General features: G+C 61.7%; 16 protein-coding genes and 1 pseudogene. 9 read left to right on the top strand and 8 right to left on the bottom strand.

Going from position 1 to position 19628, the window contains the following annotated elements; genetic code table 11:
- Positions 1-30: 30 nt before the first annotated feature.
- The 3 genes from YP76_RS21660 to YP76_RS21670 all read left to right on the top strand — a co-directional run bounded on the left by YP76_RS21660 (position 31) and on the right by YP76_RS21670 (position 2814).
- A complete protein-coding gene (locus YP76_RS21660) occupies positions 31-1119 on the top strand; it encodes an anhydro-N-acetylmuramic acid kinase (protein WP_046765677.1) in 1089 nt (362 codons plus the stop codon).
- 371 nt (positions 1120-1490) lie between these two features.
- Positions 1491-1883: a hypothetical protein gene (locus YP76_RS21665; RefSeq protein WP_046765678.1), complete on the top strand. Its 393-nt coding sequence runs from the start codon at positions 1491-1493 to the stop codon at positions 1881-1883.
- 76 nt (positions 1884-1959) lie between these two features.
- Positions 1960-2814, top strand: a complete 855-nt coding sequence (locus tag YP76_RS21670; RefSeq protein WP_046765805.1) for a transporter — start codon at positions 1960-1962, stop codon at positions 2812-2814.
- A 64-nt stretch (positions 2815-2878) separates the two neighbouring features.
- On the opposite strand, the pseudogene YP76_RS21675 reads toward YP76_RS21670, so the two are convergent.
- Positions 2879-4046 (bottom strand): annotated as a pseudogene (locus YP76_RS21675) (vWA domain-containing protein).
- 214 nt (positions 4047-4260) lie between these two features.
- Between YP76_RS21675 and YP76_RS21680 the strand changes: the two are divergent.
- A complete protein-coding gene (locus YP76_RS21680; protein WP_232307684.1) occupies positions 4261-5550 on the top strand; it encodes a methyl-accepting chemotaxis protein in 1290 nt (429 codons plus the stop codon).
- Between the two features lie 4 nt (positions 5551-5554).
- On the opposite strand, the gene YP76_RS21685 is transcribed toward YP76_RS21680, so the two are convergent.
- From YP76_RS21685 to YP76_RS21700, 4 genes are all read right to left on the bottom strand, one after another.
- The gene (locus tag YP76_RS21685; RefSeq protein ID WP_046765679.1) at positions 5555-6583 is read right to left on the bottom strand and encodes a hypothetical protein; all 1029 of its coding nucleotides are present in this window, start codon (positions 6581-6583) and stop codon (positions 5555-5557) included.
- Between the two features lie 93 nt (positions 6584-6676).
- The gene (locus YP76_RS21690) at positions 6677-7090 is read right to left on the bottom strand and encodes a GFA family protein (RefSeq protein ID WP_046765680.1); all 414 of its coding nucleotides are present in this window, start codon (positions 7088-7090) and stop codon (positions 6677-6679) included.
- A gap of 3 nt (positions 7091-7093) precedes the next feature.
- A complete protein-coding gene (locus tag YP76_RS21695; RefSeq protein WP_046765681.1) occupies positions 7094-7939 on the bottom strand; it encodes an AAA family ATPase in 846 nt (281 codons plus the stop codon).
- Between the two features lie 65 nt (positions 7940-8004).
- On the bottom strand, positions 8005-8688 hold the full coding sequence (locus YP76_RS21700; RefSeq protein ID WP_046765682.1) for a DUF6975 family protein: 684 nt from the start codon (positions 8686-8688) through the stop codon (positions 8005-8007).
- A 110-nt stretch (positions 8689-8798) separates the two neighbouring features.
- On the opposite strand from YP76_RS21700, the gene YP76_RS28860 reads away from it, so the two are divergent.
- Entirely contained in the window at positions 8799-9017 is a 219-nt protein-coding gene (locus tag YP76_RS28860; RefSeq protein WP_232307685.1) for a hypothetical protein, read from the top strand.
- The gene (locus tag YP76_RS21705) at positions 8995-9666 is read left to right on the top strand and encodes a helix-turn-helix domain-containing protein (RefSeq protein ID WP_269748660.1); all 672 of its coding nucleotides are present in this window, start codon (positions 8995-8997) and stop codon (positions 9664-9666) included. Before YP76_RS28860 ends, YP76_RS21705 begins: the two co-directional genes overlap by 23 nt.
- Positions 9667-9929: 263 nt before the next feature.
- Here the strand turns inward: YP76_RS21705 and rpoD are convergent, their stop codons facing one another.
- The 3 genes from rpoD to YP76_RS21720 all read right to left on the bottom strand — a co-directional run bounded on the left by rpoD (position 9930) and on the right by YP76_RS21720 (position 14479).
- On the bottom strand, positions 9930-11975 hold the full coding sequence (gene rpoD / locus YP76_RS21710; protein WP_046765684.1) for an RNA polymerase sigma factor RpoD: 2046 nt from the start codon (positions 11973-11975) through the stop codon (positions 9930-9932).
- Positions 11976-12101: 126 nt separating this feature from the next.
- Positions 12102-13973, bottom strand: a complete 1872-nt coding sequence (gene dnaG / locus YP76_RS21715) for a DNA primase (protein ID WP_046765685.1) — start codon at positions 13971-13973, stop codon at positions 12102-12104.
- 53 nt (positions 13974-14026) lie between these two features.
- Positions 14027-14479 carry a GatB/YqeY domain-containing protein gene (locus YP76_RS21720; protein WP_046765686.1) on the bottom strand — a complete coding sequence of 151 codons (453 nt, stop codon included), beginning with the start codon at positions 14477-14479 and terminating at the stop codon, positions 14027-14029.
- 152 nt (positions 14480-14631) lie between these two features.
- Between YP76_RS21720 and carA the strand changes: the two genes are divergently transcribed.
- Genes carA through carB form a run of 3 tightly spaced genes read left to right on the top strand, consistent with a single transcriptional unit; the run spans position 14632 to position 19567 of the window.
- Positions 14632-15795 (top strand): glutamine-hydrolyzing carbamoyl-phosphate synthase small subunit, encoded by a 1164-nt coding sequence (gene carA, locus YP76_RS21725; RefSeq protein WP_046765687.1) that lies wholly within the window; start codon positions 14632-14634, stop codon positions 15793-15795.
- Positions 15792-16160, top strand: a complete 369-nt coding sequence (locus YP76_RS21730; protein WP_046765688.1) for a ribonuclease E inhibitor RraB — start codon at positions 15792-15794, stop codon at positions 16158-16160. Before carA ends, YP76_RS21730 begins: the two co-directional genes overlap by 4 nt.
- 59 nt (positions 16161-16219) lie before the next feature.
- On the top strand, positions 16220-19567 hold the full coding sequence (carB, locus tag YP76_RS21735; RefSeq protein WP_046765689.1) for a carbamoyl-phosphate synthase large subunit: 3348 nt from the start codon (positions 16220-16222) through the stop codon (positions 19565-19567).
- Positions 19568-19628 lie beyond the last annotated feature (61 nt).

Here is a 19628-nt window from a genome sequence, read left to right on the forward strand (position 1 = left end):
GGGCGACTGTAAAAGAGGCGGGACAATTTCATGCTGGCAATAGGCCTGATGTCGGGCACTTCCCGCGACGGCATAGACGCCGCGCTGATCGAAACCGATGGCGAGGGCGTGAGCAAGGGGATCGCCTTCCATGCCATGCCCTATCATGAGGGTTTCCGACTGCGCCTTGCCGAAGCCTGCCAGCGCGCCATGGCGATGGACAAGCCCGGTTTCGAACCCCTGATCCACGCGGTCGAGGAAGAATTGACCGAACGCCATGTGGAGGCCGTCGCCGACCTGCTGGGCCGGAGCGGCCATATCGCCCAGGACATTTCCGTCATCGGTTTCCACGGCCACACCGTCGCCCACCGGCCGGAATGGCGATGGACGTGGCAGATCGGGGACGGCGCGGCCCTTGCCGGCGCCTTCGGCATCCCGGTGGTCGCGGACCTGCGCAGCGCGGATGTCGCGGCGGGAGGGCAGGGCGCCCCGCTGCTCCCCGTCTATCACCGCGCGCTCGCACATGGCCTGCCCAAACCCGTGGCCATCCTCAATCTGGGCGGCGTTGCCAACATCACCGCCATTGCCGCCGATGGAGGGATCGTCGCCTTCGACACCGGCATGGCGAGCGGCCTCATCGACAATTGGATGCAAATCCACAGCGACCGCAGCTTCGACGAAAATGGCGCGACTGCGGCCATGGGCCGGGTCGATCAGGCCCGGCTCGAACGGATGCTCTCCGATCCCTGGTTCGCCGCAGCGCCGCCGAAAAGCATCGACCGCGAAGCCTTCACCATCGAAATCACGCGCGGCCTGTCACTGGAAGACGGCGCGGCTACCCTCACGGCCTTTTCCGCCGTTGCCGTCGCGAGGAGCCTCGATCATCTTCCCGATCGCCCGGCTCGCATCTATGTGGCGGGAGGCGGGCGCCATAATGCCACGCTGATGCGGATGCTGGCGAGCCATAGCGGCGCGGACGTCCGTCCGGTGGACGAACTGGGCTGGGACGGCGACGCGCTGGAAGCGCAAGGTTTCGCCTATATGGCGGTCCGGCATCTGAAGGACTTGCCGATCAGCTTCCCCGGCACAACAGGCGTGCCGCAACCCATGACCGGCGGCGTCCTTTTCGACCCTGCCTAGTCACCTTCGCGCCGACATCACCAGCCTCGTCATGCCGGATCAAGTCGGGGGGGGGGACGGAAAGGAGAAGGGCAAATTGCCATCCATCCCGCCCATCCATCCAACAGTTGATCAAACCCTTTGATCGCTCATTTTGCACATATCGCCTAATAATCTGCTGCGATCGACGTCGCGAACAGGACATCGCCTCCATCTATCCCACCGAAAATCATCGTGAATTCCGCTCAGGAAAACGTCCCGATCCGCGATTTACCTGGACCATCCCAAATCTAATTCTTTCGGTCGATTTCGCGTGGGAAAGAAATCAGCAACATAAGGGGAGGGGCTTCCGGAGGGAAGCGCCGGGGGTGTCACATCATAGGAGAGTCGCAGTGACCAGATTTACACTTCCCCTCATCGGCCTTGCCGTTCTGGCCGCCGCCTCGGGCGCGCAGGCACAGGACAGCGGCGTCAAGGGGACCCTTCAGGACAGCAATGTGAAGGGAACGCTACAGGATGCCAATGTGAAGGGCACCTTGCAGGACGCCAATGTGAAGGGCACGTTGCAGGACGCGCAGGGTGCGACCACGGCGGCGCAGGATGCGCGAACCGCATCGACCGAAGCCCGCCACGCCGCCACCGAAGCGCGCGGCAGCGCGTCGGAGGCCCGTTCCTCGGCCGTTGAAACACGCAGCGCCGCGCAGGACGCACGCGCCGGTGCCAGCGCGGCCCGTGAGACGGCGACGTCCGCCAAGGAAACGGCCCGTTCCGCTCGCGGAAGCTGACCACACACGGAATAGGAAGGACAAGGGGGCGGGTCCGGCAAGGACCCGCCCCACTTGGCATATGGAGGGGACATTCATGAAGGGGACCATTGCGTTTGCCGCCGGCATGGCCATGGCCGCAGGCATATCGCCGGTTCAGGCCCAGATCGCGGCACAAAGCGGCCCGCAAACCGCCCAGGCCGAAGAACCGTCCACAGCCTTATCCACAGGTGCATCAACAACCTTGTCCACAGGCACCAGTCTGACCGCGATCACGGGCATCGACTATAGCAGCGGCGATTATGGCACAGGCTCCGACACGCATATCCTGGTCGTTCCGATGAGCCTGCGCTATCGCACCGGCCATCTCCGCTTCACCGCGACCCTGCCATGGTTGCGCATCAACGGTTCGTCGGCGATCGTCGGCGGCGGATCGGGCGGCGTCATCATCGATCCTAATGCACCGCGGACCACTCGCAGCGGGCTTGGCGACCTGACGCTGGGCGTGGGTTATCAGGTGCCGGAGGAACAACTGGGCTTCGGCCTCGATCTTTCTGCCCGCGTCAAGCTCCCCACCGCCTCGCGTTCCAAGGCATTGGGCACCGGCAAGACGGATGTGACGGTCGCGGCGGAGATTTCCAAGAGCTTTGGCATCGTCACCCCGTTCGCCAATATCGGCTATCGCATGCCGGGCGACCCGTCGGGTTTCGATCTGCACAACGCCTGGACGGCATCGGGCGGCGCAAGCGTGATATTGGGTAAATCGGTGCTGATCGCCTCCTATGACTATCGCGAATCCACCAGCGATTTCGCCCGGGATAGCCAGGAATTGTTCGGCGCCTTCAGCACGCCCGTCACGGAAAAGCTGATCTTCACCTTCTACGGGACCGGCGGCCTCAGCAAGGGCGCCGCAGATTATGGCCTGGGATCGATGGTGAGCGTGAAATTCTGAAAGGATGTGAGGGGAAGACGATCCGTCGATTGCCCTATTTTCACCCGGGCAGGCCAATACGTCTTCACCGCTTGCGGGTCAGTTCCCGCATCGCATCGTCAATCCCCTCGATGGTCAGCGGATACATGCGTTCATTCATGATCTCGCGGATCATCCGGGTCGACTGGCTATAGCTCCAATGGGCCTCCCGCGCCGGGTTCAGCCACACGGCGGCGGGATAGGTATGCAGCACTCGGCTCAGCCACACGGCGCCCGCTTCCTCATTCATATGCTCGACCGATCCGCCGGGATGGCTGATTTCATAGGGGCTCATCGCCGCATCCCCGACGAAGATCACCTTATAGTCATGGCCATATTTGTGCAGCACGTCCCAGGTCGGCGTCCGCTCCGAAAAACGCCGCCTGTTGTCCTTCCATACGCCTTCATAGAGGCAGTTGTGGAAGTAGAAGAACTCCATATTCTTGAATTCGCTGGTCGCCGCCGAGAGTTCCTCGCACAGCGTGACAAACGGATCCATCGACCCGCCCACGTCCAGGAACAGCAGCAGCTTCACGGCATTGTGCCGTTCCGGGCGCATGCGGATGTCCAGCCAGCCCTGCCGCGCCGTTCCCCTGATCGTCGCGTCCAGGTCCAGCTCGTCCGCCGCGCCCTCCCGTGCAAAGCGCCGCAGCCGCCGCGCGCCACCTTGATGTTGCGGGTGCCCAGTTCCTTCTGGTTGTCCAGATTGGCGAATTCACGCTTTTCCCAGACCTTGATCGCGCGCTTGTGGCGGCTCTCTCCGCCGATCCGCACGCCCTCTGGATTATAGCCGCCATGGCCGAAGGGGGAGGTGCCGCCCGTGCCGATCCACTTGTTCCGCCCTGATGGCGTTCCTTCTGCTCCTCCATCCGTTCCTTGAGCGTCTTCATGATCTCGTCCCAGTCCCCTAGCGACTTGATCTTCTCCATCTCCTCGGGCTCAGGAATTTTTCCGCTACCATCCGCAGCCATTCCTCCGGAATCTCCGCCTCGACCCCTCGGTGCCCAACACGCCCTTGAACACGCGGGCGAACACCTGATCGAAGCGGTCGATCAGCCCTTCATCCTTCACATAGGTTGCGCGGGCGAGATAATAGAAATCCTCCGGCCGCTGCCCGATGACATCGCGGTCCAGCGCCTCCAGCAGCAGCAGATGTTCCTTGATGCTGGCGGGATGCCCGCAGCACGCAGCGCGTCGAGGAAATTGAGCATCATGACCGGCCGCTTGTCAGCCAGCTTGGCGGCGGATGCAAGGCCCCGCGCGTTGTCGATATGTTAAGTGTTGCATTGCATCGTTAACAAGGCAGTATCCATATCGGGTGGAAATGGCGGGGTGGCATTGGAAAACGGGGATTTGTTGACCCGACTTGGGGGAGCGTTCAGGCGACATTGCGTTGCAATGCAGCGAAACCGCGGGCTTTCTGGGGAATTGACTCGCCGTATCCAGGCCGACTCCGCGCGCCTGGACGAATTGCAGTCGAACATGGAGGCGCTGGCGGTCAGCCAGAATGAAAGCGTACTCGCCGCGCAGGAACTCAGCCTCACCGCCCGCCGCGCAGGCAAGATCATTGCCGAAGGCCATGACGCGATCACCCTTTCCCTGGGGCAGGTCACGGAACTGATCGAAAATGTCACTGGACTGGAGGGCCATTTGCGCCAGTTCCTGGACGTGATCGAAACGGTGGGCGGCATTTCCGAGGAATTGGGAGCCATTGCCCGCCAGACCCGTCTGCTGGGCGTCAATGCCGCGATCGAGGCAGCGCGGGGTGGCGAAGCGACGCAGGGCTTTGCCGTCGTCGCGGACGAAATCCGCCGTCTCGCCGGTCAGGCCGGCGAATCCGCGGCGTCCGTGGGCGACAAGCTGGGCCAGCTCGACCGGGACGCCCGGCAACTGATCGGCGGGGTGGAGGCCAATATCACGCGGGGTCACGATGTCGGCGCCCATATCGATACATTGCGTATCAGCATGGCGGAAATCGCCTCTCTGGTGACTCAGTTCGGCGACAGGTCGGACACGATCGTGACCTGCACGGATGAAGCCGATGGCGATGTCGCCGCGCTGCGCCAGGGGCTGTCGCTGTTCAGCCGGTCCTCCGCCGAGAGCACCACGCGCGTCGAAACCGCGCGGGGTCAGCTCGAAGGGCTGGAGGGTATGGCCAACGCGATGCTGAACACCGCTGCCCATGGCGGGCATGTTACCCGCAACAGCCGCTATATCGCCCTGGCGGAGGAAGGCGCGGCGGAGGTCATGACGCTGGTCGAAACTGCGCTGCAACAGCAGCAACTGGACGTGGATGCTCTGTTCGACACGGCCTATCGACCGCTTCCCGGCTCCGATCCGACGCAATATGATAATGGCTTCACTGCCTTTGCCGATCAATATGTCCGGCCTTTGCTGGATCGGCGGACGGCCCAGGATGCGGCGATCGTCGGTTGCTGCCTGATCGACATGAACGGCTATTTGCCGACCCACATCAGCGCCCGCAGCCAGCCGCAACGTCCCGGCCAGCCGCGCTGGAACATGGAAAACGCCCGCAATCGCCAGATATTCATGGACAGTCAGACGCGCCGGGCTCTGGATGGGGAAGGGGATTTCTTCCTTTTCACCTATCGCCAGGATCTGGGCGAAGGGCGTTACCGGGCGTTACGCAGCGTGTTCGTGCCACTGGTTTTCCGGGAACGACGCTGGGGGCTTTATGAGGTCGGCTATCTGATCTGAGGGATCAGCGGCTGCTCCCATCCTCGCTGCGCAGCGTCACCTCACCATTGGCGGCAAAGGCCGCAACCGTTCCCGCACGGGCGGTCTGGGGGTCCTTGCCATCCAATATCTCGGCGATCTGGCGAGGGCTCGGCACCTTGTCATAGACGCCATAGATATCGGTCTGGCCAACCGAGTGGATGGAAAGCTGATAGCCTTTGCCCGTTTTCGCCGGATCGAAAGCGAGTATCGTTCCTGAATCGTCCACCGGCACGATGATGGCACCGTCCTTCAATCCCACCTGTTGCAGGATTTCGTAACTGCTGTCCGCCGTATCGACATGCCCTCTTACGCAGAGCGGCGCGCTGCCCTCCCGTGGCATCGCGATGTCAATGGGCGTCGTAGCCGCCGGACCCGTCATCCGCGCATCCGCTCCATCGCCGGCGGGACAGCCGGCAATAGTGGCCGGTCTGGTCGAATGGATAGCGGATGCATCGTCGACGCGCAGGCCGGCCAGCATGCCGTCCAGCCCCGCGAGGACCTCCCGACGTCGCTCCGTCGGCCCTGTCACGCGCATCTTCACCATCCACCGGCCAGCATGGACGAAGGCCGCTGCCGTCGTCAGGGCGCCATCGGCGGCATCGTCGTAAACCGCCCGGATCGCACCGTCGGCACGACCCACCGCCGTCGCCCTCGCATAAGCCGTGCGATGCGTTCTGGTGCCGAAGCGCGCCATGATCGCCTTGTCGGTCATATAGGCCGCCAGCGAGGCATCGGCATAGCTTGGCATATAGACGTAGAGCGTTGCCTGGATCGCTCCGTCATCGGAGAGATATTGGGCATAATTGTCGATGCCCTTGCCACCATTGGACACTTCGCCGCTCTTGGAAAGCGCCAGGCCCGCCACCGTCTGGGGCAGGGAGATTCCCGCCGCATCCGCGCGCAGGGCGGTGGCGGTCGGCGTCCAGGCTTCCTTCTCCTCTGCCGCGCGCACGAGCGCAGGTGCCGACACAGCCAGCACGACGGACAAAAGAGGCAACGCACGCTTGGGCATTGGCATCCTTCCCATATTCTTGACCGTCTTGGCGCGGCTTTGAATGTAAGAAGGAAAGTTGAGCGGAAATGCAGGCGCTAGGCAAGCGCGCTTTTACGCGACCGGCGGAATTTGCGCCGGAAAATGGGGCAGTTCCGGGTCCAGATGTGCCCAATGGGGCGCAGCACCTGCCCAGATTACCGCTTGTGGTCCCAAAAGGTCGGGATCGTCGAGTGCGCCGGCCCGGATGAAGATCAGATGGGGGCGCGATTCGGCCATGCTGAACAACGGCGTCCCGCATTCGGGGCAGAAGCCGCGTCGCATCATGGTGCCGCTATCCGCCTCACTCCCATGCCAACGCACTTCGCCTGTCGTCATGAGCTTGTCCGACGGGAAGCAGACATTCACCGTTCCCGATCCGCCGCCCAGATACTGACAGAGCCGGCACCAGCACATGCGGGCGGTCAAAGGTTCGGCATCGATGCTGATACGCACCTGGCCGCAGAGGCATCCGGCGCCATGCGCCATGGCTCAGCGTCCCTGCCTGCGTGCCATGAAGGCCAGCCGTTCGAACATCATGATATCCTGCTCATTCTTCAGCAGCGCGCCATGAAGCGGCGGGATCGCCTTGGTCGGGTCGCGGTCCTGCAAGACGTCCAGAGGCATGTCTTCGGCCAATATCAGTTTCAACCAATCGAGCAGTTCGCTGGTCGACGGCTTTTTCTTGAGGCCGGGAACTTCCCGGATGTCATAGAAAATCTCCAGCGCCCGGTTGACCAATATTTTCTGGATATCGGGGAAATGCACGTCGACGATGGCCTGCATCGTCTCCCGGTCGGGAAATTTGATATAGTGGAAGAAGCAGCGGCGCAGGAAGGCGTCCGGCAGTTCCTTCTCATTGTTCGAGGTGATGACGACCACCGGCCGCTCCTTGGCCGCGACCGTTTCCCCCGTTTCATAGACATGGAAGGCCATGCGATCGAGTTCCTGCAACAGGTCGTTGGGAAACTCGATATCGGCCTTGTCGATCTCGTCGATCAGCAGGACCGGCAGGGTCGGGGAGGTGAAGGCCTCCCACAGCTTGCCCTTGCGGATATAATTGCCGATCTCATGGACGCGCGGATCGCCAAGTTGTCCATCGCGCAGGCGTGCCACGGCGTCATATTCATAGAGGCCCTGATGCGCCTTGGTCGTCGATTTGACGTTCCATTCGATCAGCGGGGCATTGAGGGCCTTGGCGATTTCCTGTGCCAATACGGTCTTGCCGGTGCCCGGTTCGCCTTTCACCAGCAGGGGACGGCGAAGCAGCACCGCGGCGTTGACCGCCACCTTCAGATCATCGGTGGCGACATAATCCTCTGTGCCCTCAAACCGCATATTCGCTTCACTCTTCCTGCCTGCAACGATCCAACTATGGCAAGCAGGGGAGGAGCGCAAAGCCTTTATCGGTCTTTCCTGGCGCGAACCTGCGCGCGCGCCTGAAGAACGTCCCAAAGCCCGCGATGCTGGTTGAGGAGCTGGCGCCCTCCGAACAATATCGCGCGGTCGATCGTGTCATCGCCGCCGATCGCTTGCGCGACGGCCAGCGTTTCGGCACGATCCGGCAAATCGCAGGCATGGGGTTCCAGCCCGACGCGTATCGCAGCGATATCGAGCATATGCCGTACCGCCCGCCAATCCAGTACCAGCGCCATGGCTGCTCCCATGGCACAGCCCCGCCGGTCGGACTGGGCCAGCATGTCGAGTGCATGGCGTTGCTGGCTGACGACGGTTTCGCAATCGCTCTGCCCCGCGGTGCTGGGAGCGGGACCGACGGCGACCGTCACCTGGGTCAGATAGGCACGTTCGCGGGCAAAGGCGTCCGTGGCCTGGACTAGCCAGCTCCGTGCCGCATTGTCGGCGGACCGGGTTGCGGCATGGTCGATGACGCCCGGATGCCGCCCATGCAGCAGGCAAAGATAATAGGCCATATCGGCGAGATCGGCTAAGGTCAGGGTCGCATTCGGGCCGAAACTCACGTGCGCGCCACTGGCGTAGCCATGGCCGGCGGTGCCATCAGCGGCAACGACAGCCTCCAGTATCTGCGATACATCGCCAAATTGATAGCGCGGTGCTGCTTCGCTCATCATCTTCCCCTGCGCCCCGGAGCCGCGGGCCGTGTCGGCAAGCTTAGGGAGGTGAGGTAAAGGAGCCGTTAAGTCGGACGGTAGGAAGGGGCCGGGTTTCCCATCGATTCATGGGCAAAATCACACCATTTGTCGTTTGGCATGGGGTACTTGGACGAAGGTGGCGCGAAGCCGCCGGAGCAGTTGGAGATGGTGAGCGCCGGCATGCGAGCGGAAGAGTGATATTTTGCAAAGTGCTTCCCAAGAAGCGCTGGGGCAATTATATGTTGGGTAATCCATTGAACAAAAGCAAGAAGATGATTGAGATTGCCAGGGACAGAAAAGTATAATCGCCTATATTTTTCGCTGCTTGCTGCTGGTTTAGGCATATGGGATTACGACATTGCCAGAGGATCACTTTATTGCTGTCGAAAATGGCATGAAATATTAGGGTTGGATCATCATCTTCATCGGATTGATTCCATTGAATCGTTCAAACGTTTCATACATTTGGAGGATGTTGACCAGGCAACATTGGTTGATTCCAATCACTTGTCTTTCCTGATTGAGAATGACAAGCGCTACCATGCGGAATTTCGCATCGTCAGGCCCAGTGGCGAAGTGCGCTGGATAAGTTCCGTCGCCTGCATCCTTGATAATGGCGCCGGTCATCTCCAGGCCATCGGTTGCATCAGGGATATCACCGAATTCGAGACTGAGTCCTGTCCCAGCGATCAGAAGCATTCGTTTCCCGGAAAATATGGGCCGCATCGTCCGCCATCAGGCCCCTTCGATGATCCGGGGGACGTTGTCCTGACTGGCAAGGAGCGGGAATGCCTCGTCTGGGTCAGCGCGGGCAAGACGGCGTGGGAAACGGCCGTCATCATGGACCTCAGTCCGCGCACCATAGAATTCCACCTCAACAAGGCCATCCGCAAGCTGAACGCCGCCAACAAGGTGCATGCTGCCGTGATCGCGGTGCGGAAGAAACTGATCTGACGAAGGGAAGGGCCCGCCGATGTGGGAACATCGGCGGGCAGTGTGCCGTCCGATGGGGTCGCAGCACCGGATCGGAAGAAACGCGAATAAGGGCGGGGGAAAGATGTGCCTATTCGCGTTCCTCACTGCCAATTGATCCGCTGCGGGAATTCTCGCCACTCGTAAGTTTACGAGCGCGGACTGCTGTGTTCCGGTCGCACTTCCGCAAATGAAGAGGGGCGGCCCGAAAGCCGCCCCCTTCGATATTCGGGATTTGCCGCAGTTTATTGGTCGAGGAAACTGCGCATCTTGCGGCTGCGGCTGGGATGCTTCAGCTTGCGGAGCGCCTTCGCCTCGATCTGGCGAATGCGTTCGCGGGTCACGCTGAACTGCTGGCCCACTTCCTCCAGCGTATGATCGGTGTTCATGCCGATGCCGAAACGCATGCGCAGCACGCGCTCCTCACGCGGCGTCAACGACGCCAGCACGCGGGTCACGGTTTCCTTGAGGTTCGCCTGAATGGCGGCATCCACCGGGATGATCGCATTCTTGTCCTCAATGAAATCGCCCAGGTGCGAATCCTCCTCGTCGCCGATCGGCGTTTCGAGGGAGATCGGCTCCTTGGCGATCTTCATCACCTTGCGCACCTTCTCCAGCGGCATGGAAAGGCGCTCCGCCATTTCCTCCGGAGTCGGCTCGCGGCCCTGCTCGTGCAGGAACTGGCGGCTGGTGCGGACCAGCTTGTTGATCGTCTCGATCATATGGACCGGAATACGGATTGTCCGCGCCTGATCCGCGATCGAACGGGTGATCGCCTGCCTGATCCACCATGTCGCGTAGGTGCTGAACTTGTAGCCGCGCCGATATTCGAACTTATCGACCGCCTTCATCAGGCCGATATTGCCTTCCTGAATAAGATCAAGGAATTGCAGGCCACGGTTCGTATATTTTTTAGCGATGGAAATCACCAGGCGCAGGTTCGCCTCGACCATTTCCTTCTTCGCGATGCGCGCCTCACGCTCGCCCTTCTGGACCATGTTGACGATGCGGCGGAATTCGGAAAGCGACATGCCGGTCGCCTGCGCGATTTCGCTGACCTCGGTGCGGATGCGCTCGACCGCGCGCCCTTCGGCTGCGGCAAAGGCGGCCCATTTCTTGTCGAGCCCCTGCACCTTTTCCAGCCAGGCATCGTCCAACTCATGGTTCACATAGCGGTCGAGGAAATCCTTGCGGCTGACCTTGTGACGTTCGGCCAGACGCAGCATCTGCCCACCCAGCGCGGTCAGGCGCCGGTTATAGGCATAGAGTTGATCGACCAGATATTCGATCTTCTGCTGGTGGAACTGGACGCTCTCCACCTCTGCGGTAAGCTGCTCGCGCAGTTCCTGATATTCGTCCTCATCCTTCTGGCTCAGCGTCTCGCCGATCGCCATGGCGATCATGCGCGTTTCCTGCGCGTTGGAGAAGGTGCGGAAAATCTCCGTGATGGTCGCGAACTTCTCCAGCGCCATCGGCTTGAGCGTCTCTTCCATCTGGGCGAGGGAAAGGGTGTTGTCCTCCTCTTCCTCCTCTTCCATCCGGCGGGCGCGGCGTTCGGTCAGGCCGTCCTCATCCTCATCGGAATCGGCGGATTCCTCTTCCGGCTCTTCCTCTTCCTTGAAGCTGGGGCCAGCGGTCTTCTCGCTGATCTCGCCATCATCGTCCTCGGCCCCTTCCTCCAGATTTTCCGGAGCAGGATCCTTCGACAGCATGGCGTCGAGATCGAGAATCTCGCGCAACTGCATTTCGCCATTGTTGAGCGCGGTCGACCATTCGATGATCGCGTTGAAGGTGGTCGGGCTTTCGCACAGACCCAGGATCATCGTGTCGCGACCGGCCTCGATCCGCTTGGCGATGGCGATTTCACCCTCACGGCTGAGGAGTTCCACCGCACCCATTTCGCGCAGATACATGCGCACCGGGTCATCGGTGCGGTCGACGGTCTCTTTCTTCTTCTCGGTGACGGGGCGTGGCGAGCCGTCGTCATCGGCGCTGTCGTCCGCGCCGTCATCGTCGCCATCGTCGCGCTGATCCTCGCCGTCCTCGCCGGCTTCCTCATTTTCGACGATATTGACGCCCATCTCGTTGAGCGCGGACATGATGTCCTCGATCTGCTCGGAGGACATCTGGTCCTGCGGCAGGGCGTCGTTCAACTCGTCATAGGTGATGTAGCCGCGCTTTTTGGCACGGGCGATCAGCTTCTTGACCGACGCTTCGTTGAGATCCAGCAGCGGTGCATCGCCGGTATCCGTATCCTCGCCCGCACCCTTGCTGTTCGCCTTGCTCGCCATTTATTCGCCTTAACTCCGTCGACCCGAAAGGGCCAAACCAAATCATACCCGCCGATCCGGACGGATCGAATCAAACCCGCCAATCCGGACGGATCGGATCAAACCCGCCGATCCGGATGGATCGAATCAAACAATGTCTTCGGACTGCGCCAGTTCCGCCAGGCGGCGATCATGATCCAGTTTCAACTGCCGGACCCTTTGCTGCTCGGCAAAGCTGTCCTCGTTGAGATCATCTCTCGCCCGCCGGGTGGCTTCCGCCAACGCCGCCTCCAACTCCGGTCCCTGTGCCATCACCCGAATGGCCTCATCCAGATCGCGCTGCACGCGATCCGAGTCGGCCTTGCTTCCATGAGGAGTGAATGTGAACGTGTCGGCCCGGAGCATCCCCTTTGCCATATTATACACTTCACCTTGCCCCAATATGGTAAGGAGGCCATCCGTTTCAACTGTTTCTTTGCTGAAGGATGCCGCGATCATCACGTTCAGCAGTTCCGCGAGCACCGCATCGCCGATATGAAGCCCGGAAAGCATTTCCCGATGCAGCCCAATCTGCTCCGGATACCGCAGCAGACTGGCGAGAACGGCCCGCAAAAGCCGCTGTTCCATTCCGCTCTCGCCGATCGACCGAGCCTCATTTCCCGCCGGAGGGAGAGGGGGCTTCCAATTGCCCCGACGGTCCCGTTGCCACCCCGGTCGCGTACCGCCGCCACGTTGATGCCGGGGGGCAAAGGCGGGCCGCGCAAAGAATAGCGTATCGTAACGTTCGCGGAAGGCATGGATATAATGCGCGCGCACGTCCGGATGGGTGATGGCGTCGGTAATCGCGGAAAGCCGCTGCTTGAGTGCGGCGCGCTGTTCCGGGGTATCGAGTGGTGCCGCTGCGCGCTCATATTTCCACAGGCGCTCCACCAGAGGTTCGGCGCCGACCAGCACGGCTTCCATCGCTGTGGCCCCCTCGGCACGGATCAGGTCGTCCGGGTCCTGTCCGGCAGGAAGCGTGGCGAAGGCAAGACTCATTCCCGGCCGCAACAAGGGCAGGGCGCGCGTCGCGGCCCGGATAGCGGCTTTCTGCCCCGCTGCATCGCCGTCAAAGCAAAGGATCGGTACTTCGGCCATCTTCCAAAGCCGTTCGATCTGATGCTCGGTCAGTGCCGTGCCGAGCGGTGCCGCCGCCTCGCCGAAACCCGTCTGCGCGAGCGCGACCACATCCATATATCCTTCGACGACGATGACCCTTCCGGCCTGACGGCTGGCAGGTGAAGCCCGATCGACATTGTAGAGGGTCCGTCCCTTGTCGAAGAGCGGCGTGTCCGGCGAATTGAGATATTTGGGCTCGCCCGCGCCCAGGATTCTGCCGCCAAAAGCGATTATGCGGCCCCTTATATCGCGGATCGGTAGCATCAATCGCCCCCGAAACCGATCATAAGTGTCGCGCTCCCCGTCGGGATCGATCAGCAATCCCGCTTCGATCAACAAAGGCTCGCCAAATTCCTTGAGCGCGGCCTTGAGCCGTCCGCGGCCATCGGGAGAAAATCCGAAGCCAAAGGCCTTGGCGGTCGCGGCGCTTATTGCCCGCTTCTGGAGATAGGCCCGCGCCTCTGCTCCCTCGATGCCGCCAAGCTGCTCCTCGAAAAAGGCCTGCGCCGCGGCCATGACATCGTGCAGCCCCTTGGCTTGTTCCTGCCGCTTGGCCGCTCTGGGATCGGGGGCGGGGACGTCCATGCCCGCCGTTGCGGCAAGTTCCTTCACGGCTTCCATGAAGGGCAGGCCGCGCTGGTCGGTCATCCAGCGGATCGCGTCTCCATGCGCTCCGCAACCGAAACAGTGATAGAAGCCCTTCTCGTCATTGATCGTGAAACTGGGCGTCTTCTCATTGTGGAAGGGACAGCAGGCCTTATATTCACGGCCCGCCTTCTGCACCTTCACCGTTCGCCCGATCAGCGTCGACAAGGATGTCCTGGCCCGCAACTCATCAAGAAAGGCCGGAGAAAGACTCATAAGCTTTTCCTAAAGCGAGCCCATCACCAGAGGAAGGGGCTTGATTGGTCGTCTTAACTCAAGGCCGCCTTCACCAGCCCGCTGGCCTTGCTCATGTCGATCACCGATCCATGGCGCTCCTTCAGCACGGCCATGACCTTGCCCATATCCTTGACGCTCGCGGCGCCGACCTCCGCCTTGATTCCTTCGATCGCGGCACGGGTCTCATCCTCGCTGAGCTGTTGCGGCAGGAAGCTGTCGATCACGTCCAGCTCCGCCTGTTCCTTCGCCGCCAGTTCATCACGCCCGCCGCCCTTGAACATCTCGATGGATTCGCGACGCTGCTTCACCATCTTCTGGAGCACTTCGACCACGACCGTATCGTCGTCCGGCACGCTGGAGGCCGTGCGCAGTTCGATATCCCGGTCCTTCAACTTCGCCAGGATCAGCCGCACGGCGGCTAGGCGATCCTTCTCCCCGGCTTTCATGGCTTCGATCTGGGCACTTTTGATGGCGTCGCGAATCATGCGAATGAATCCTGTTTCTCGGGAAAGGATCAGATATAACGCCAAAAGAGATTTTTAACAGGAGTTGACCGCAGGGCCTCACCCGCATAGGTGACCGGCCGTTTAACCCGCTCGAGACGGGTTCCCGCAAAAGCATAAAGGACGATACGACCATGGCTGACGCCAAGACCCTCATTGTGCCCAAAGGAGCGACAGGGGTATTGGTTTTCGCCGATGGCTCCGCCGTCTTTGGCCGCGGCTTCGGCGCGACCGGCGATGCGGTGGGCGAGCTGTGCTTCAACACGGCGATGACCGGCTATCAGGAAGTGATGACCGACCCCAGCTATGCGGGTCAGATCGTCACCTTCACCTTCCCGCATATCGGCAATGTCGGCACCAATCTGGACGATGTGGAGGCGGACCTGCCTCATGCGCTGGGCTGCATCGTGCGTCAGGACGTCACGGAACCCAGCAATTTCCGCAATGTCGAACCCTTCGACCAGTGGATGAAGGAAAAGGGCCGCATCGGCCTGGCCGGCGTCGACACCCGCGCCCTGACCCGCATGATCCGCCTGAAGGGCGCGCCCAATGTCGTGATCGCGCACGATCCCGAAGGCAAGTTCGACCTCGAAGCCCTCGCCGCGAAGGCCGCCGCATGGCCGGGCCTCGAAGGTATGGACCTCGCCATCGAAGTGACGCCCAGGGAAAGCCGCCTCTGGAAGGATGGCGTGTGGAAGCTCGGCCATGGCTATGGCCTTAATGAAGCGGGCGAGGAAAGGCCCCATGTCGTCGCCATCGACTATGGCGCGAAGAACAACATCTTCCGCAACCTCGTAAAGGCCGGAGCCCGCGTCACCGTCCTGCCTGCCACCGCAAGCTTCGAGCAGGTGATGGAACAGAAGCCCGACGGCGTGTTCCTTTCCAACGGCCCCGGCGATCCGGCCGCGACCGGAGAATATGCCGTGCCCGTCATCAAAAAGGTGCTGGAAGCCGACAAGCCCGTCTTCGGCATCTGCCTTGGCCATCAGATGCTGGCGTTGGCGGCGGGCGCGAAGACGATCAAGATGCATCAGGGCCATCGCGGCGCCAATCACCCGGTCAAGCGCCTGTCCGACGGTCTGGTCGAGATCACCTCGATGAACCACGGCTTTGCGGTGGACAGCGACACGCTGCCCGCCAATGTGAAGCCGACCCATGTGTCGCTCTTCGACGGCAGCAATTGCGGTATCGAACTGACGGATAAGAGAGCCTTCTCGGTCCAGTATCACCCCGAAGCCTCGCCCGGCCCGCAGGACAGCTTCTACCTGTTCCAGCGCTTCGTAGAGGGGCTTAAGTGAGCCTCAACCTGCCCCCAGTTGACGAAGCCCGCCTCGCGGCAGAGTGGGAGGCGGACAAGGCCGTCCTCGCCAATCTCGCGGCCAATGGCGACGTGGCGCGCATAGCCCGCCCGGTCGACGTCAGCTTCAAGGGCAGCGAGAAGGATTTCGAGCGTGTCCTGACCATCGCCAGCCAGTTCGGCTTTGTCGAACTGGACCGCGAGGAGGATGAGGATGGTGACCTGTTCCTCTTCCTCGAATGCGAGCAGCCGGTCGATGAACAATCGATCCGCGCGCTGACGAAGAAATGCCTCCAGATCGAAATTCTCTGTGGCGTCGAATATGACGGCTGGGGCTGCGAGGCCCGGTCCGGACACGTTCATTGACCGCCATTTTGCCCATCGTGCGCGCCAGCGCTTTCCACAGTTAAACCAGAGGCCGAATAATGCCCAAGCGCACCGACATTTCCTCCATCCTCATCATTGGCGCTGGCCCGATCATCATCGGCCAGGCTTGCGAATTCGACTATTCGGGCACGCAGGCGGTGAAAGCGCTCAAGGAAGAGGGCTATCGCATCATCCTGGTGAATTCCAACCCGGCCACCATCATGACCGACCCGGAATTTGCCGACGCGACCTATGTCGAGCCGATCACGCCCGAAATCGTGGCGAAGATCATCGAGAAGGAACGTCCCGACGCGGTGCTGCCAACCATGGGCGGCCAGACGGCGCTCAACACGGCGCTGGCACTGTTCAATGACGGCACGCTGGAGAAGTATGGCGTCAAGATGATCGGCGCCGATGCGCAGGCCATCGACAAGGCCGAGGATCGCCTCAAATTCCGCGACGCGATGGACAAGATCGGGCTGGAATCCGCCCGCTCGCGTATCGCGCACACGATGGAAGAGGCGATGGAGGCGCTGGAATTCACCGGTCTGCCGTCCATCATCCGCCCCAGCTTCACGTTGGGCGGTACCGGCGGCGGCGTTGCCTATAACAAGGAAGAATTCAAGCGGATCGTCAGCGAAGGCCTCGATGCGTCGCCAACGACCGAAGTACTGATCGAGGAATCGCTGCTCGGCTGGAAAGAATATGAGATGGAGGTCGTCCGCGACCGGAACGACAATGCCATCATCATCTGCTCCATCGAAAATGTCGACCCGATGGGCGTCCATACCGGCGATTCCATCACCGTTGCGCCCGCGCTGACGCTGACCGACAAGGAATATCAGATCATGCGCAACGCGAGCATCGCGGTGCTGCGTGAAATCGGCGTGGAAACAGGTGGTTCGAACGTACAGTTCGCAGTCAATCCGAAGGATGGCCGCCTGATCGTCATCGAAATGAACCCGCGCGTTTCCCGTTCCTCGGCGCTGGCGTCGAAGGCGACCGGCTTCCCCATTGCGAAGGTCGCGGCGAAGCTGGCCGTCGGTTACACGCTGGACGAGATCGAGAACGACATCACCGGCGCGACCCCGGCGTCGTTCGAACCCACCATCGACTATGTCGTGACCAAGATCCCGCGCTTCGCCTTCGAAAAGTTCAAGGGGTCCGAACCGCTGCTCGGCACGGCGATGAAGTCGGTGGGTGAGGTGATGGCCATCGGCCGGAATATTCATGAATCGATGCAGAAGGCGCTTCGGGGGCTGGAAACCGGCCTGTGCGGTTTCAATGAGGTCGATCATCTGGTCGGTGCGCCCAAGGACGACATCATCGCCGCGCTGGCCCAGCCGACGCCGGACCGGCTGCTGGTCGCCGCGCAGGCGCTGCGTGAAGGCCTGACCGTTGCGGAAATCCACACCATCGCGAAGTTCGATCCCTGGTTCCTGGAACGAATCAAGGAGATCGTCGACGCCGAAGCCGAAATCCTTGCCAACGGCCTGCCGCAGGATGCGGACGGGATGCGCCGCCTGAAATCCATGGGCTTTGCCGACAAGCGCCTTGCCTATCTCGCGCTCAAGTCCGCCAATTTGCGCGGCATGGAGCGGGGCATCGCGCGCGGTTCGGGCCTGATCCACGACGCGATCAAGGCGATGACCGGCGGCGTCACCGAGGACGAAGTGCGCGCCCTGCGCCACAAGCTGGGCGTGCGTCCGGTCTTCAAGCGCATCGATACCTGCGCCGCGGAATTCGAGGCCAGGACGCCCTATATGTACTCGACCTACGAAGCGCCGATCTTTGGCGAGGCGGAGAATGAGGCGCAGCCCAGCGACCGCAAAAAGGTCGTGATCCTGGGTGGCGGTCCGAACCGCATCGGGCAGGGCATCGAGTTCGACTATTGTTGCGTCCACGCCTGCTTTGCGCTCAGCGAGGCTGGCTATGAGACCATCATGGTCAACTGCAACCCGGAAACCGTGTCGACCGACTATGACACGTCCGACCGCCTCTATTTCGAGCCGCTGACCGCTGAAGACGTGCTGGAAATATTGAGCGTCGAAATGTCGAACGGCACGCTGGCGGGCGTCATCGTCCAGTTTGGCGGCCAGACGCCGCTGAAGCTGGCGCAGGCGCTGGAGGATGCGGGCATCCCGATCCTGGGCACCTCGCCCGACGCCATCGACCTTGCCGAAGACCGGGAGCGTTTCGCGGCGCTGATCGACAAGCTCAAGCTCAAGCAGCCCGCCAATGGTATCGCCCGCAGCCGGGAGGAAGCGATCGCGGTCGCCAACCGCATCGGCTACCCCGTGCTGATGCGCCCGTCCTACGTCCTTGGCGGCCGCGCCATGGAGATCGTCGACGGTCAGGCGCAACTGGAGGAATATATCGCCACCGCCGTTCAGGTGTCGGGTGACTCCCCGGTGCTGATCGACCAATATCTGCGCGATGCGGTCGAGGTGGACGTCGATGCGCTGTGCGACGGCGACGATGTGGTGGTTGCGGGCGTGCTCCAGCATATCGAGGAGGCGGGGGTCCATTCAGGCGATAGCGCCTGTTCGCTGCCGCCTTACAGCCTGTCGGACGACATCATCGCGGAAATCGAGCGTCAGGCCGACGTCCTCGCCCGTGCCCTGTCGGTGCGCGGCCTCATGAACATCCAGTTCGCGGTCAAGGATGGCCCAGAAGGACAAACAGTCTATCTGATCGAGGTCAATCCCCGCGCCAGCCGGACCGTGCCATTCGTAGCCAAGGCGATCGGCACCCCCATCGCCAAGATAGCGTCGCGCGTCATGGCGGGCGAGAAGCTGAAAAACCTGCCGAAGATCGACCGCAATGCGATCAGCCATATCGCAGTCAAGGAAGCCGTCTTCCCCTTCGCCCGCTTCCCCGGCGTCGATCCGGTCCTGTCGCCGGAGATGAAGAGCACCGGCGAAGTCATGGGAATCGATAGCGATTTTGCAACGGCCTTCGCCAAGTCGCAGCTTGGCGGGGGCACCGTCCTGCCGAAGAGCGGGACGGTATTCGTTTCGGTCAAGGACAGCGACAAGCCGGTCATCCTGCCCGCGGTGCGCAAGATGGCGGATCTGGGCTTCACCATCATCGCCACGGGCGGCACCGCCCGCTATCTGGAGGAGCAGGGCATCGCCGTGCATCCGGTGAACAAGGTGGCGGAGGGGCGCCCCCATATCGTGGACAAGATCATCGATGGCGACGTGGATCTGATCTTCAACACGACGGAGGGCTGGCAGTCGCTGAAGGACAGCAAGGAAATCCGCACCAGCGCGCTCCGCGCCAAGGTCGCCAGCTTCACCACGGCGGCGGCTTCGGTCGCTGCGGCCGACGCGATCGAGGCTCTTCGGGGGCATGCCCTTGAAGTGCGGTCGCTCCAGTCCTATTATCCCGTGTCGCAAGCCTGATCCCCTGCATAGGAAACACGCTGCGGGTGGCCCCAAGGTCGGGGCCGCCAAAGGGAAGTTT

Origin of the sequence: Sphingobium chungbukense, from assembly GCF_001005725.1 — a bacterium.
GTDB classification, from domain to species: Bacteria; Pseudomonadota; Alphaproteobacteria; order Sphingomonadales; family Sphingomonadaceae; genus Sphingobium; species Sphingobium chungbukense.